Here is a 14,285-nt window from a genome sequence, read left to right on the forward strand (position 1 = left end):
TGCTTAAACCTTTGTTTTAAATAAGAAAAAGCCCGCTTCGGGTGGAAGCGGGCCATTCGTTTCACGTCGTAACAATCAGCTGTGGAATTAATTATGGAATTCCAGGAAATCGCGCAGGCGCTGATTCATGAGCGAGCGGGACACCCAGAACATATCCGCCAGCTGCCGCAGAAGATCGAACGAGGTATCGATGCGGTCCACTTCACGGCGCAGCATCTCGCCAGGGATCAAAAGCGCTCCGGCGAAGATATTCGACTGGATATCCAGGATTTCAGCGGGGCTGCTCGCGAACGCCTCGGTGCCCGCGTACTGGCTGGCGACGAGGTGTTTGAAGAGGGTCTTCGCGGCTATGAAGCGAATGTAGGGACGGGTTTCCGATTCGCGGCTGATGATCACGGTTTTCAGCTCGCGGCCTTCGCCTTCCTGACGAACGGTGAAAGGCTCTTCCTGCTCGACCTTGGTGGCCAGCTGGATCGCAGGGAACATGCGGAGGATCTCAGGTATATATATAGGAGCTTCGGTAAAGCCACCGTTGCGAATGATCTCTTCCGCCAGTCGGACAACCGCGTATCTTTGAATGTCGAAGACTTCTTCGAAGGCCGAGGTCTGACCCGAGGACTGCCACTTGCCGGGGTTTTTGAAGTATTCCTTCTTCAGGCTCTCCAAAGGCTTGCCGCTCAGCGTGAACTGGCCATAGCCGCGGAATTCAAAGACCGCTTCATCGAGCGAGACCTTGCCCGAGGTGATGTCGATCAGAAGGGATTCGTCGACGTTCAGGTGATCGGCGATGCTGCGCAGGGTGCTCAGCGAGCGGATATTCTTCTTGCCCTTTTTCCAGTGGCTGCAGTCGGCAGGATCATAGCCGAGGATGGCCCCTACGTCCTGGTCTATGACCTTGACGTTCCCGTCATAGCGGATTTCCAGGGCTTCTTTGCAGAACCTGAACAAGGTTGCCGAATGGGGGTAACGGTTTGCTTCCACCTTCTTCATCGACTCTCCCATTGCCAGGTATGAATAGCTGACACTCGTTAGAGGTTTCTAACCCCCAACTGACTTCATTTTATGTGCCGTTTGTGACCTTCTCCCATTAGAAACGATTTTATAATCCAGGTCAAGTGTTGCAGGTATGTATGACCATACCAAAAATCAGGGGTTGGCCGCTTTCATGCGACGCGCGAAGGCTTCGGGCACGAACGGTGTGAAATCACCGCGATGCTTGGCGATTTCGCGTACCAAAGTGGACGAGATAAAGGCCCGTTCCGGGGACGTGGGCAGAAAGACCGTTTGAATATCAGCGGCCAGACAGCGGTTGGTGTGGGCCATCGGCAGCTCGAACGCCAGGTCGGTTTCATTGCGCAGGCCACGAATCAGAAAACGTGCCCCTTTTTTATGCGCGAAGTCGACAACCAGTCCGGAAAAGGCCTCGGCCTTGACCCGCTTGCTCGAGGCAAAAGTCTCCAGCAAAGCTTCGAGGCGCAGCTCGGTGCTGAGCAGCGGAACCTTGGTCGCGCTCTGGCCTATGGCAATGATCACCTCATCAAAGAGATCGAGCGACTGCTCGACGATCTGCTGATGACCGATGGTGAAGGGATCAAAGCTCCCCGGAAAAATGGCGACTTTGCTGGATGTTTTCATGCCTCGTTCTTTCTTTTGCTAAAGAAGCTCACCCCAATTTTACCATAGGCTTTCTGCTTCTGAAGATGCCACGTTCCTTGCCCAGTGGGGTTTAAGAGGGCGGGAATTTTTTCAAGGTCGGCGCTATCGCTTTCCACGACCAGGACGCTCTCTTCGTGCGCGACGCGATCCAACTCGGACACGAGCTTGGGCAAAAGCTCAGAGATGACGGCAAAGGGCGGGTCGATCCAAAGGATATCAAAAGCCCCGGTCTCGCACTTCGCAAGCGCCTCTTCTGCGGGCTTGCCAAGGACCTGGATCCCGATGCGAAGACTCTGGTTCTTCGCGCGCCTTTCCACTTCCACCAAATTGCGTTCCAGCGCCTTGAGCGCGGCCCGATCCTGTTCAATAAAAGTCGCCCGGCTGGCCCCGCGACTGAGCGCCTCGATACCGACGGCTCCCGAACCGGCACAGATATCCAGAACGCGCGCATCCTGGAGCCGCATCTGCAAGGTATTCCAAATGGCGCTTCTCACCCGACTGGCTGTCGGACGAGTCACCGATGAAGGATTTTCAAGACGCATGCCCTGACAAAATCCAGTGCTGAGGCGAAGACTCATCCTGCTCCCTTCCCTGACTGGCTTGACTCAGAAGACGGCCCAACCCCGCCGCCGGCTCGACATTGAAGTCAGCCCAACCCTGACGTCAGCCCGACCCCGACGCCGGCTCGACATTGAAGTCAGCCCAACCCTGACGTCAGCTCAATTTTGACGTCAGCCCGACCCCCGACGCTGGCTCGACTTTGAAGTCAGCCCAACCCTGACGTCAGCTCAATTGTGACGTCAGCCCGTATCTTCCTAACGACTTACGGAGTGGAGCTTAGTGGGTTCACGGGCCTCTGACAAGGCGCTGGCGATGGGCTTCGATCATTTTTTCCCAAGGGGGTATTAAGGCTTGCAATTTGCTAGCGATTCACTAAAGTATCGCTACTTTAGGTCTCTTTTGGCGGGGAAAAGCTTATGAATATCCAGCAGATACAGGAAGCTCGCGAACTCTACGGCATCGACGGCTGGGGCGCCGGCTATTTTAGCATTGCTGACAATGGCAATGTCGTCTGCCACCCCACAGGTGAAGAACATCTTTTTATTGATTTGCCAGAGGCTATCAGTAAAGCGAAGTCGCTGGGCATTCATGCGCCTATGATCATGCGTTTTCCGCAGATTATCGAAAACCAGATCGCTCGCCTCCACACCGCGTTCAAGGACGCGATGTGGGAGTATAACTATCAAGGAAGCCACCGCGCTGTATTCCCTTTCAAGGTGAACCAGCGTCGTGAGTTCATCGACAGCATCGTGGACTGCGGCCTGAAATACAACTACGGCCTGGAAGTCGGTTCCAAGCCCGAGTTTATCGCGGCCCTTGCCTACGATCTGAGTCCTGACGCCCTCTTCGTCTGTAACGGTTTCAAAGACCGCGAATTCATCGACCTCGGCTTCGTGGCGAACGCCATGGGCAAGAACGCTGTGCTCGTCGTCGAAGGACCGGACGAACTGCAGATGATCCTGGATCAGGCGAAGATCGACCCGAAACACTGCCCCTACATCGGTATCCGTGTGAAGCTTTACAGCCGCGGCTCCGGGAAATGGGCGAAGTCCTCGGGCGAATCGTCGAAATTCGGTCTGACGACTATCGAAGTGCTCCAGTGTCTGAAGATGCTCGACGAAGCGAACCTTCGCGATCGCCTTTACATGCTGCACTTCCACATCGGTTCCCAGGTGACCGAGATCAAGCGCATCAAAAACGCGATCAAGGAAGCCTCGCGCGTTTACGCGAAAGTCCACAAGATGAACTTCAAGCCTGTGTGTTTGAACATCGGTGGCGGCGTGGGCGTCGACTATGACGGCAGCAAAACCTCGTTCGCGTCGAGCGCCAACTACTCCCTGCAGGAGCTGGCCAACGACGTGATCTACGAGATCGGTGAAGTCTGTAAGAACGAAGACGTGCCGAGCCCCCAGATCGTGACCGAATCCGGTCGCGTGATCGCGGCTTATCACTCGATCGTGATTACCGACATCCGTGAAGTGCAAAGCACCGAAAGCTTTTCGGCGGCTGGCGAATATGAGTTCTTTCCCCAGGAAAAGAACGGCTCGCACAAGGGTCTCTCGGAACTGAAGTACATTCTGGATAACATCAACAGAAAGAACTTCGTCGAGTACTACCATGATGCGATCGAATACTATGAAGAGATGTTCACGCTCTTCAACCTGGGCTATGTGACTTTGCAGGATCGTGCGAACGCTGAGCAGCTGTTCTACCGGATCTGCCGCCGGGCCCTGTTCTTCTCGTCCTACGAGAAGCACCAGCCCGAGGAATTCGAGAACCTGCAGCAGCGCATGGTGAGCAAGTTCCTGGCGAACTTCTCGATCTTCCAGTCCATCCCGGACTCCTGGTCGATCGATCAGCTGTTCCCAGTGATTCCTTTGTCTCATCATGAGAAGAAGCCAACGCACAAGGCCACGATCGTTGACATCACCTGCGACTCGGACGGTTGCCTGGAGAAATTCATCGACCGCCGCGATATGCGGAATGTCCTGGATCTGCACTCCCCTTCGGCGAAGCCCTACTACCTGGGCTTCTTCCTGGTGGGTGCCTATCAGGAATCGTTGGCCAACGAGCATAACCTCTTCGGCGCGATCAACGAGGCGGAAATCATCATGAAGAGCGACGGTCGTTGGGAAATTACCAAGACCACCACCGGCGATCCGATTGAAGAACTCCTGACCTCCCGTAACTATGAAATGCCCTTACTGTGGGAAAGCTTCTTTAAGCAGCTGAATACCGCCATCGGTAAGGATCTTTGTACGGAAGACGAAGCGGAGCGAATCAAAGCCCGCCTCAAAACTTATCTTGAGTCCTCGCCTTACCTTCGGGAAGGCGGCTGATTTCAAGACCTTACAACTTTGCCCAAGGCCGCCCCGTGCGGCCTTTTCTTTTTTGTCTCAAGGATTCTGCTTTCAATCCGATCTGGACACTAGTGTTGTGCCAGCGATGGGATACTGAGAGGGATTTCATGGGGATTAGCATTCAAATCGTCCAAAAGGATGGATGGGACCATGTGAACTATGCCGGGCCGATTGATGCCGAGGCGGAGGTTCATTTGAGTCAATTACTCCCCAAGCTGGGTAAGCAGGTCGTCTTCAATTTCAAGAATGTCGATTCTGTCAACAGCTGTGGAGTTCGCAGCTGGATCAATTTCATGAGAGACCTGCAGAAGGATCAGCGGAGCATTGTTTTCGAAGAATGCACGGGCGAGATTGTGATGCAAATCAACATGATACCCAGCTTCAAGGGTAATGCGGATATCCGCTCCGTTTATGGTTGCTATGTTTGTGACGAATGTGGTCATGAAGAGGATATACTCTTCGAAGCTGGAAAAAATCTTCCCGAAAATCCGGATGCTGGACTGGACCCTGTAAAGTGCAGCTCCTGTGGTGCCGAGATGGAACTGGAAGAGATGGAAGAAGAGTATTTCGCCTTCCTCGCGGCTTAGAGAGAAGCAGAGGAACGGTTGACGAGGATGCGGTCCTAAAAAGGTGCGGGCATGTCAGAAGCGGTAAAAAGTTTGGACAACCTGGAAAGCATTACGACGGAATTTGCGCGCTTTGAGCATTTCGTCAAGGTACTGCTGGACGCCTATGTGGTGATCGACGCCCAGGGTCGCGTTGTCAAAGCCAATCAGATGCTCGCGCAGGTCACGGGCCAAAAGCTCCGCCAGCTCCTGAAGGCGGATAGCCTTGATTCCATCATGACATTCTCTTTGGATGGCAAGACCATCGGCTTCAAGGAACTCCTGGAATACGATAGCCCTATTCGGATCGACGAAGTGCGGGGCCATGTCGCCGGCAAGGCGGATGGCGAGACGCTGAACCTGATCCTCGGTATTTATCCCTTCGTGCAGCAGAGCACGGGCCAGAAGCTCGGCTTCTTCCTTTTGCTTCGTGACGTGACGGCAGAAACCAATCTGCAGGATCAATATAAAGACAAGGCGATTCAGTCGATCACCGATCCCCTGACGACCCTTTTCACCCGGGCCTATTTCGAAGAATACCTGACTGGTCAGGTCTCCCGCATGGAAGCCCTGCCCGAGAATGAGCGCTATCATATCTCGGTGGTCATGTGTGACATCGACTTCTTTAAAAAGATCAACGACAAGTACGGCCACCAGGCCGGTGACTATGTCTTGAAAAATGTCTCAAGGATTATGAAGCAGACTTTCCGCAAGACTGATGTCTGCTGCCGTTACGGTGGCGAGGAATTCCTCGTGATCCTGCCCGCAGCGACTTTTGAAAACGCGGCCATTGCTGCGAACAAGCTTCGTCAGGCGGTCCAGGATGAGGTCATGATCTTTGAAGAGCAGCACATACCCGTGACCTTGAGCTGCGGTGTGGCCACGATTCAGATCGGCAAGGAAACCTATTCCGAAGCCATGGCCCGTGCGGATGCTGCGCTTTACGATTCGAAACACCAGGGTCGTAACATGGTGTCGCTGCACGACGGTGCGAAGATCATCAACACCGCACGTACAGCCACCGGGTCCTGATCACCAGCCTTTTCAATGAACGGCTGGTGAACCCTTCTTCAAAAACTCTTCCGCGAGTTCTTCCAACTTCAAATTCAGAATCTGCCCACGCATCTGGAAGTCGATGGCTTCATACTGAAAGTCGGCCCAGTCGATCGGCAGATAAATCTCTTCGCTTTCCTGGGTCAGATACTCATCGAAATAAGCATCGATGTAATCGAGCAGGAACAGCGCCGCCTCTCCGCGCTGCATTTCCTCTTTCTCGTAAAGCACGCGGGCTTCCACCGGATAATAGTAACTCTTATCCTGGTTCGAGAGGATCACCTTGACGAAGACGCCGCGGCCTTTGACCTCGGCCTCGACTCTGAAGCTCCGGCCTTTCAGAGCCATCGCATATTTGGATTCCATGGCCTTGGCCAAGGCATCGCAGTCATCCTGATCCAAAAAATCAGTGTTTTGCTCCTGATTCTCATTCATGTCGGCACCTCGCTTTGTGAATCATGAACCGAACGGCCCGCGCGGGGCAGGACGATCAGACCATGCAATTCCTCGTGGATCATGTCGATCACGGTATCCAGTATTTCATCCAGACCTGTGGGTTCGCCCACCCACCAGCGGGCCTGATCGGCACGCAAACGTTCTTTCCACTGCTCCAAAACCCGTGGCACATTGCTGTCCCCCGGCGCATTGCGGATCGTTGCCATCGCGCTTTCACGCAGGATCAAATCCACCGGCTGATTCAAGGGCAGACCGCTGAAAGTCGCCGCATATAGGTAACCCATGATGCTCTGCAGGTTCTTTTCCAGCTGCAAAAGCTCCCTGAGGTTCACGATCGGCGCGAAGACGATGCGGTTTTGATCCTGCATCATGCGCATGGGCACCATGGGGAAGCGGTTGAACAGACCTTTCAGGACTTCGCCCGCCTGCAGACCCACATGAGTCACCCAATGGCGATCGAGTTCCAGAAGCATCTGGCCCCACTGCCGCGCGATATAGAAGCGGCGCAGACGGTCCGCGCGCGGCCAATTCATGGCTTCGAAGCGCTGAACGACCTCTTCACGAACCACATCGACAAGGCTCAGACCCACGCGGAACAGCGTGCGGGCGCTTTCATTCCGCACGATGCGAATGCCGAGGCCCAGATCACCCTGCCCCAGATATTCAAGTCCGAGGCTTAACAAAGCCTTGCCCTGTTCCAGAAGACGATTCAAACCGGCGATATCATCCGGGGCGACCTGACCCGCGGCACAGAGCGCGTTGGCCAGATAAAGAAAGCTTTGATGCAGCTGATAGAGTTCATCAATCGAAACGTTCTCATCACGCGCCGCGAGCATGACCGCGTCCAGGAACAAGCCGGAGCCGCCTTGCAGCGCGAGGCTGGTCAGATCCTGGGTCCTTTCGCTTTCGTTCCATTTTTTCAAAAGGCTGGCGTGATCGATCGGCGCGAAAATGCTGAGACTTTCTTCGTAACTCACAAAGCCATCATCTTCCAAACGCCCGCGACGGAAACGCGCGACCTCGGCCAGCGCCTCGCCAGGCGGTGAGTAAGTGGAGTGCCCGAGGATCGCATACGCATAGCGCATGTTGTTTTCCTTCAGGGATTCCATCAGCTCTTCCAAGAACGCGATTTCATCGGCATCTTCGCTCAGGATCTCATAGAAGATTTTGTTGCAAGGCATGCGATAGGCTTTTTCTGCGATGTCTTCCGGCAGATCATAGGGATCTTCCACTTCATGCACCCTGAAAAAGCCCTGAAGAGCCGCCAGCTGATACTCTTCATCCAAATCCGCAAAACGCTCGTAGAGCTGCTCGCGGCTGATTTCGCCGAAGGGTTTCAGAAAGGAAAAGAATTTTTTGGGGACCAGCTCATCCTGAGTCCAGGCATCGTAGTCGAGCATGCGCTCGACCTGCTCGGGGCTCAAAAGAGGCAATAGATCGAGCGCGTCTTCGACGCCCTGCTGTTTCAAGGCATAATAAAGGGCCTGAGTCGGCAGTTCGGGTACGATTTCCGCAGCATTGGGATCGGAAAGGATAGCCTTAAGATCAATACCCGCTAAGAAACCCGAAGGCGGTCCCGGCTCCCAGGCCAAATTTTGATGCCCGGCATCAAGGCTGGCAGCAACAAAGGAGTCTGAAAGTCGATTTTCCATGGGGAGGCTCCCTGGCAAAAGGTCAGGCTGGATCGGAAGGGTTTTCCGGTCAAACTTTGATCCTTACACCTGTTTCCCAGGAAAGTCCATGTCTAGTTGGATTAGGCGAGGACGCCTAGCACCACCAAAATCGCGATCAGAACACCCATCAGACTCTCGCCCGCGATGAAACCAGAACCTATTGGAATTACTGCCTTTTCAGCGAACTCTGGTTTCTTTTTTTCCAGCCACAGCGCGACCAGGGCACCGATGAACATGGCCATGGTGTTGTACGCCGGCATAGTGAACGCAAGACCGAGTCCCGTTGGCGAGGGTATGTACTTTTTCCAGCGCGGCACGTACTGCTCCAGGAGCACCAGCACAATGCCGAGCAAGCCGCCAATAAGAAGGGCCGCCTGGGCCGTGGGATGCAGGGTGGCAAAGCCTTTGACCAAAAGCTCCGCCACGCTTTTCCAGGTCTGCGCGCCTGGTGCGGGCCATTTATCAGTGCCGAGGACATCGGCGGTCGGAATCAGAAGATGATAGGCCGGAACCACAAAGAGCGAGCCGGCCGTCACACCCAAAAATTGCGCCCAGAACTGCTGACGCGGATCGGCTTTCAATAAATAGCCGCTTTTCAAATCGGTGAGCAGATCCGCCGAATGCAGGCCGACGCCAGCCGTGACATTGGCTGTCATCAGGTTGGTCGTCACGTTGCCCGCATCCAGAGCGCCGAAGGTAATCTGCGTGATCTTGCCCAGCGCGCCGGTCGGGGTCGTATCGGTTTCCCCGGTGGCGCGGCAGGCGACGATCGCAATGAAAAAGCTGATGAAGACGGACAGGATACCCATCCAGATTTTGATGTCGAAAAGAAACCACTGCAGAAAGATGACGATCGGCGCAAAGATCGCGCAGCCTATGAAAAACCAGCTCATCGGCACTTCACGAACATCCGTATCCTGCGCCTCGCCAAAAGCCGCCGACACGCTTTTCACCGCACGCACCACGGTTTTCCATTGAAACGCGAAGGCCAAGAGTCCACTGGTCAGAATCATGGCGGAACCAAACCAGACGCTCCAGCCCACGATCACTTTATAACCAAGCTTGGCGTCGATCACGCCGTTTTCATAGAGCCAGGGGGCAAGGCCACCGTAGTTGATCACAGCCCCGAGCATCATGCTCCATGCCGCGCGAAAGCCCATGATCATGCCGGCGCCGATCAGGATCAAACTGCCTTCGAAGGCAAAGGTATAATCGACCAGCGGCCGACCCGCGAGTTTGATGCCCGGGATGTTGAACTTTTCGGGAATGTTGAAGGGCACGAAACGTCCATGCGCATCGCGAAAAAAAGCCACGACAGCGCCCGCGATGCCGGCCCATGTAAGAAACTTCGCGGCCTTGTTCTCGCCGCCATCACCGTGATCATGCAAAGCGCGCAGAGTTTCCGCGGCTGCAGTTCCCGTGGGAAAGCGCAGCTGCTCGACGTTGATCATCTGCTGCTTCATGGGAATCGCCATCACCACGCCGAGCATCGCGATCATGCTGATCCAGAAAAACATGGGCCACGCGCCCATCGTTTCCCCTGTGATCATCATAAGAGCGGGAATCGCCGCCACGGTTCCGCCGCCGGTCATATAGCCCGCGGCACTGGCCACCGACTGCATGGCATTGTTTTCCAGCATGCCGAAGGCCCGGCGTACGATGCGTAATTTCAGAAGGATCGAAAAGATGGCGAACGCCAGAATACCGGCTGTAATGGAAACGCCCATACTCCAGCCGGTTTTCAGCGACACATAAAGATTCGAAAGGCTCATGAAGCCGCCGAGCAACATGCCGGCCAGGGCCGCTCGGAAGGTCAATTGCCGTTGTGGTTGCGCCTCGTGCATGGGAAAGCCTGCTCCACCGTTGGAAACGTGAACACGAAATCCTGACAGGACATGCTTTCGCACGGAATCGTTACACCTGTTCAGGAAAGAACCACAGGACTCTAGCCGTTTCGCCGAAGCTCCACAAAAGAAATTTTATGCGTTTATTTTTTAAGCACTGATATTTTCTGAGCCGGTATATTTTTACAGACCGCCAACTGAGACATGGGCTATTATGATGCAAACAACTTGAAGGAGAAGGGCTATGGTATTGAGACCCCAAGGGTGGGCTCTGCTCGGCTGTCTGGCATCAGGACTGCTTTTGAGCAATTGCGCCATCCAAACTTATCCTGGTCAACCGGGAGTGCGCACCAATGGTTTTGCCAAGATCGACATGGAAACTGTCGATGAATCGGGACTGTGGGTTTACGAAGTCACCTACGATAATTCGCCGACCGGAGAAGGCGTCGAGCAGATCGTGACCAAGCTTTATCCCACGGCCTACACTTACACCTCCAACGTCCGCACCAACTCGGACGGCACCACCTATCGCCATAAGTTTCCTTACAAGGGTGGGCGCATTCAGATGATCTCGATTCCCAAAGACGGCACCATCATCATGCCTCCCGACAGCCTGGTGCAGGTCATGGTCGATTACGATATTTCGATGGATGAAGTCGATGATCGCAATCTGAGCGAGGAAGGTCTGTTCGCAAGGCCCCAGGCCTTTGTGGAACGCGTGGCCCAGCAAACCCGCATGAAATGGGATATTCTGCGCGCCGGTGAGTTCATGGCCGGCAAGCTCCACTATGCGATCGGCAAGGTGCGGGTCGGTACGGAAGAACTGGAATTTGGAGCGGCTCCTATCAAATTGTCCACAACGCTTTCTCAGAGCGGTGTGCTCCTGAACGTATCGACGGAGCAGAAGCAGAAGATGCGCGCCTTCATCAATGAAAAGTTCCCCAAAGGCTATAACGGCCCTGTGGAACTGTTCCTGACCGATGGCACCAGCTTTAAAACAAACCTGGGTCTGAACACCATCGAAACCGCCAAGGCTGCTGGAAAGAAAATCATTATCCAGTCCGTGAACTAAGGAGTCGAACCCAATGATGAATAAATGGACCCTGCTATTGGTCTTGTGGGGATGGACAGCGGCTCTGCATGCTGAATCCTACATCGTTCTTTTCAAAAATCAGGCCAGCCTTGTCACCGGCAAGGACGCTCATAAGCAGCAGATGCTATCGAAGCGCGTCAGCAACAGCGAGCGCATCGATAAATTGCTCGCCGCTCTGGGTGCGAACAAATCCACTGTGAATTTTCAGGATCTCTGGCTGGTTTCCGGTATGGAACTGCAGCTGAAGACCGATGAAGTCGCCCAGGTTCAAAAGCTCGACTTCGTGGACCGCGTGCTCGTCAATCAAACCCGCAAGTATATAGCGCCTGTGACCCGTGATGCCCCTGTGGTCATGGATCCGACCTGGGGACTGCGCCGCCTGAATACCGACGTCATCCGCAGCAGCTATCCTGAAATCAACGGCACTGGTGTGCGGGTTGGTGTGATTGATACCGGAATCCAGAGTCGTCACCCCGAGTTTGAAAAGAAGAACAAGGTCGTCTTCAAGGACTTCGTGAACGGCATCGCCTATGCCTATGATGATAACGGTCACGGCACGCACGTGTCCGGCACCATCGCCGGCGCGACCACGGGCATCGCACCCAACGTCGATCTTTATGTGGCCAAAGCCTTCAGCGCCACAGGCAGTGCCAGCGACGCCTGGCTCCTGAATGCGATGCAGTGGATGTACGATCCCGATGGGAATCCCGAGACCGAAGATTTCCCGCATGTGATCAGCAATTCCTGGGGTCTCGACATCCCCTTCGACATCGTGGATATGATCGAATACGAAGCCTTCCACCGCGCGATCATCGCCTGGGTTGAATCGGACATCATTCCTGTGTTCGCGGCTGGTAACAGCGGCGCCTCGCCCAACGGCATGCCCGGTGGCTTTGCGGAAGTTCTGTCGATCGCCGCATTCGATGCGACCAATACCATCGCCGAATTTTCGAGCCGCGGTCCCAACTACTGGCGTACCGGAAAAAATGTGCTGAATGTGTTCAAGCCCGACCTTGCAGCGCCGGGTGTGGATATTTATTCAGCTATGCCGGGCAACAGCTATGAATACATGTCGGGCACGTCGATGGCGACTCCGCATGCGACGGGCAGTATCGCCCTCATCCTGCAGAAGACAGGTCGTCAGTCGCTGGCGGATCTGAAAACTCTTCTGCTCTATTCGATGGAGCCCAAATTCGACTTTGACTTCGGTTCGGGTATCATCAATCCGCTGGGCGCCCTGCAGATGCTGGGCGAACCGGCCAAACGCTCGCTGTCCCGCTAAACAAAAAGGCCCGGTGATTCCGGGCCTTCTTATTTCACCAGCTGCTGCCCAGTCCTAGATAAAAGACCGAGGCCACCGCCACGCCATCATCAAGAAAAACATCCCGCAGGACATCCGCCTGAGCCCCCAGGCTCACATCAATATGCGGATAGAGAAAGACGCTGTGCAGCGATAAGCCGAGCGCCAGACCACCGACTGTCTGTTTTTCCTTCAGATCACGATCCCCATACACACTGAGCGAGCGCTTGATCAAAAGGACCTCGGGTCCCGCCTGCCACTGCCAACGGGTTTGAATGCCGCTGGCACGCCGGGATAAAAAGCCGATGTCTTCATGCTTGCCCAGGGCCAGCGAGATTTTCTGCGCGGAGATATCCTGCTCGGTCTTATCGAAGCGTCCGCCGCTGCCATCATCGTCGAGGTCGATCAAGACGCTCTGGCGCCGGGATGTAAACTGAGACAGCTGCGCATGCAGGTTGAAATCCCGCCAGGCCTCGTCCTTCTGATAGCTGATCTGAAAGCCGGCCCAGGGTTTGGGTGACCAGCGTTCTTTCAGATCGCTGGCAAAAAACTGCAGGGCCGTGGGGCCGAAGGTCACATGATGGGTGGGCTGGCTGACAAAGAGTTCGGACAGGGAATAGTCGCGACCCTTTTCGAATTCCACGACCCGATCCAGCACAACCTTCTTGCTTTCCGGATCCATGATGATCAGCTGATGCTTGCCATCCGGAATGCGAACGGCACCCTGCTCCAGAGTTCCGATCGGGGATTTATTCACAAAGACTTCGTATTTTCTAAGGGTCCATTGCCAGGCGTAAAGTATGGAATCCCCCACCTTGGTGGATTTCCCGCTGACGATCACCGGATCCTTGCCGACGAATTCCACCTTGGCCGTCGGATGCTGGCCGCTTTGGGTATAGGCGATCACGCGGTTGCTCGCATACTGATGGGCTTCCGACATCGAAACAGCGCCATCACCATCCAGGTCGGATTTAAATCCTTCGAGGAGGAAGTAGGTGTAAACACCGTGACCCAGCTTTTCGCTTTCTCGCGCTTCCTCGGCCCAGGCGCTGGCCGTATAGATCGCTGCGCTTTCCACCACCGAATCCACAGGCTCCTGCATCGCACCGGCTTTTTGCTGGGCGAGGATGTTCATGATCTGCGGGGTAAGATAGGCCTTCCCGCCGCCTGCATAGCAGGAATCAATAATCAGAGCCTTGCGCCGGGACCGGAGCTTTTGAAAGCGGGCCAGGAGTTCATCAATGCCAAGGGCCGTGGCCTCCGTTTGAGCGAATTTTGTATCGCCCATGACAAGAAACTTGCGCAGCCCCAGTCCGCCTGTTTCGGGACGGGGTCCGCTCGCCAGGGTTCCATGGCCCGAAAAATAAATCACGACGGTATCGTTCTCGCTTCTATTCTCCTTTTCCAGCTGGGCGATCGCATCGAGCACGCTCTGTCGGGTCACGGCTTTTCCGGTGCTCTGCGGCGTTAAAAGCCAGCCGCCGTCGAAATTATTTTTCAGCGCCTGGTAAACAGAGGCCGCATCCTTTTCGACGAACTGCAGCTTCGGCCAGCGCGCGTCTTCAAAATTACCGATGCCTATGGACAGCACCAGCTTCTGTTCGCGGGCTTTTTCCTGAGCGAAATTCATCTGGGGCCAAAGGCCTAAAACAGCACAAGCAATCCATGACCATAATTGACGCAA

The 14,285-nt window shown here is 54.8% G+C and carries 12 protein-coding genes; 5 read left to right on the forward strand and 7 right to left on the reverse strand.

What is annotated here, in order from left to right:
* Positions 1-87: 87 nt before the first annotated feature.
* The 3 genes from VFO10_RS13140 to rsmD form a co-directional block, all read right to left on the reverse strand.
* Positions 88-990: an ImmA/IrrE family metallo-endopeptidase gene (locus tag VFO10_RS13140; protein ID WP_325140824.1), complete on the reverse strand. Its 903-nt coding sequence runs from the start codon at positions 988-990 to the stop codon at positions 88-90.
* A gap of 156 nt (positions 991-1,146) precedes the next feature.
* The gene (gene coaD, locus VFO10_RS13145; protein ID WP_325140826.1) at positions 1,147-1,635 is read right to left on the reverse strand and encodes a pantetheine-phosphate adenylyltransferase; all 489 of its coding nucleotides are present in this window, start codon (positions 1,633-1,635) and stop codon (positions 1,147-1,149) included.
* A complete protein-coding gene (gene rsmD, locus VFO10_RS13150; protein ID WP_325140828.1) occupies positions 1,632-2,234 on the reverse strand; it encodes a 16S rRNA (guanine(966)-N(2))-methyltransferase RsmD in 603 nt (200 codons plus the stop codon). The genes coaD and rsmD overlap by 4 nt, the downstream gene beginning before the upstream one ends.
* 399 nt (positions 2,235-2,633) lie before the next feature.
* On the opposite strand from rsmD, the gene speA reads away from it, so the two are divergent.
* From speA to VFO10_RS13165, 3 genes are all read left to right on the forward strand, one after another.
* Positions 2,634-4,556, forward strand: a complete 1,923-nt coding sequence (gene speA, locus VFO10_RS13155; RefSeq protein WP_325140829.1) for a biosynthetic arginine decarboxylase — start codon at positions 2,634-2,636, stop codon at positions 4,554-4,556.
* 128 nt (positions 4,557-4,684) lie between these two features.
* Positions 4,685-5,164: a hypothetical protein gene (locus VFO10_RS13160; RefSeq protein WP_325140831.1), complete on the forward strand. Its 480-nt coding sequence runs from the start codon at positions 4,685-4,687 to the stop codon at positions 5,162-5,164.
* Positions 5,165-5,215: 51 nt separating this feature from the next.
* Positions 5,216-6,214: a sensor domain-containing diguanylate cyclase gene (locus VFO10_RS13165; protein ID WP_325140833.1), complete on the forward strand. Its 999-nt coding sequence runs from the start codon at positions 5,216-5,218 to the stop codon at positions 6,212-6,214.
* Positions 6,215-6,226: 12 nt separating this feature from the next.
* Here VFO10_RS13165 and VFO10_RS13170 read toward each other — a convergent pair whose 3' ends face one another.
* The 3 genes from VFO10_RS13170 to VFO10_RS13180 form a co-directional block, all read right to left on the reverse strand.
* Positions 6,227-6,670: a hypothetical protein gene (locus VFO10_RS13170; protein WP_325140835.1), complete on the reverse strand. Its 444-nt coding sequence runs from the start codon at positions 6,668-6,670 to the stop codon at positions 6,227-6,229.
* Positions 6,667-8,343 carry a DUF6178 family protein gene (locus VFO10_RS13175; RefSeq protein ID WP_325140837.1) on the reverse strand — a complete coding sequence of 559 codons (1,677 nt, stop codon included), beginning with the start codon at positions 8,341-8,343 and terminating at the stop codon, positions 6,667-6,669. Before VFO10_RS13175 ends, VFO10_RS13170 begins: the two co-directional genes overlap by 4 nt.
* A 101-nt stretch (positions 8,344-8,444) precedes the next feature.
* Complete coding sequence (locus VFO10_RS13180) at positions 8,445-10,208, reverse strand: OPT family oligopeptide transporter (protein ID WP_325140839.1); 1,764 nt, start codon at positions 10,206-10,208, stop codon at positions 8,445-8,447.
* A gap of 244 nt (positions 10,209-10,452) precedes the next feature.
* Here VFO10_RS13180 and VFO10_RS13185 point away from each other — a divergent pair, with 244 nt between their 5' ends.
* On the forward strand, positions 10,453-11,280 hold the full coding sequence (locus VFO10_RS13185) for a hypothetical protein (protein ID WP_325140841.1): 828 nt from the start codon (positions 10,453-10,455) through the stop codon (positions 11,278-11,280).
* Between the two features lie 13 nt (positions 11,281-11,293).
* A complete protein-coding gene (locus tag VFO10_RS13190; protein WP_325140843.1) occupies positions 11,294-12,583 on the forward strand; it encodes a S8 family peptidase in 1,290 nt (429 codons plus the stop codon).
* A gap of 34 nt (positions 12,584-12,617) precedes the next feature.
* Here VFO10_RS13190 and VFO10_RS13195 read toward each other — a convergent pair whose 3' ends face one another.
* Positions 12,618-14,285, reverse strand: coding sequence for a caspase family protein (locus VFO10_RS13195; protein WP_325140845.1), 1,668 nt, complete (start codon positions 14,283-14,285; stop codon positions 12,618-12,620).

Source organism: Oligoflexus sp. (genome assembly GCF_035712445.1).
Taxonomy (GTDB): domain Bacteria; phylum Bdellovibrionota_B; class Oligoflexia; order Oligoflexales; family Oligoflexaceae; genus Oligoflexus.

Excerpts from the sequence above, each read along its gene's own strand:
- VFO10_RS13140 (WP_325140824.1), bottom strand. The coding sequence starts at position 990 with ATGAAGAAGGTGGAAGCAAACCGTTACCCCCATTCGGCAACCTTGTTC.
- coaD (WP_325140826.1), bottom strand. The coding sequence starts at position 1,635 with ATGAAAACATCCAGCAAAGTCGCCATTTTTCCGGGGAGCTTTGATCCC.
- rsmD (WP_325140828.1), bottom strand. The coding sequence starts at position 2,234 with ATGAGTCTTCGCCTCAGCACTGGATTTTGTCAGGGCATGCGTCTTGAA.
- speA (WP_325140829.1), top strand. The coding sequence starts at position 2,634 with ATGAATATCCAGCAGATACAGGAAGCTCGCGAACTCTACGGCATCGAC.
- VFO10_RS13160 (WP_325140831.1), top strand. The coding sequence starts at position 4,685 with ATGGGGATTAGCATTCAAATCGTCCAAAAGGATGGATGGGACCATGTG.
- VFO10_RS13165 (WP_325140833.1), top strand. The coding sequence starts at position 5,216 with ATGTCAGAAGCGGTAAAAAGTTTGGACAACCTGGAAAGCATTACGACG.
- VFO10_RS13170 (WP_325140835.1), bottom strand. The coding sequence starts at position 6,670 with ATGAATGAGAATCAGGAGCAAAACACTGATTTTTTGGATCAGGATGAC.
- VFO10_RS13175 (WP_325140837.1), bottom strand. The coding sequence starts at position 8,343 with ATGGAAAATCGACTTTCAGACTCCTTTGTTGCTGCCAGCCTTGATGCC.
- VFO10_RS13180 (WP_325140839.1), bottom strand. The coding sequence starts at position 10,208 with ATGCACGAGGCGCAACCACAACGGCAATTGACCTTCCGAGCGGCCCTG.
- VFO10_RS13185 (WP_325140841.1), top strand. The coding sequence starts at position 10,453 with ATGGTATTGAGACCCCAAGGGTGGGCTCTGCTCGGCTGTCTGGCATCA.
- VFO10_RS13190 (WP_325140843.1), top strand. The coding sequence starts at position 11,294 with ATGATGAATAAATGGACCCTGCTATTGGTCTTGTGGGGATGGACAGCG.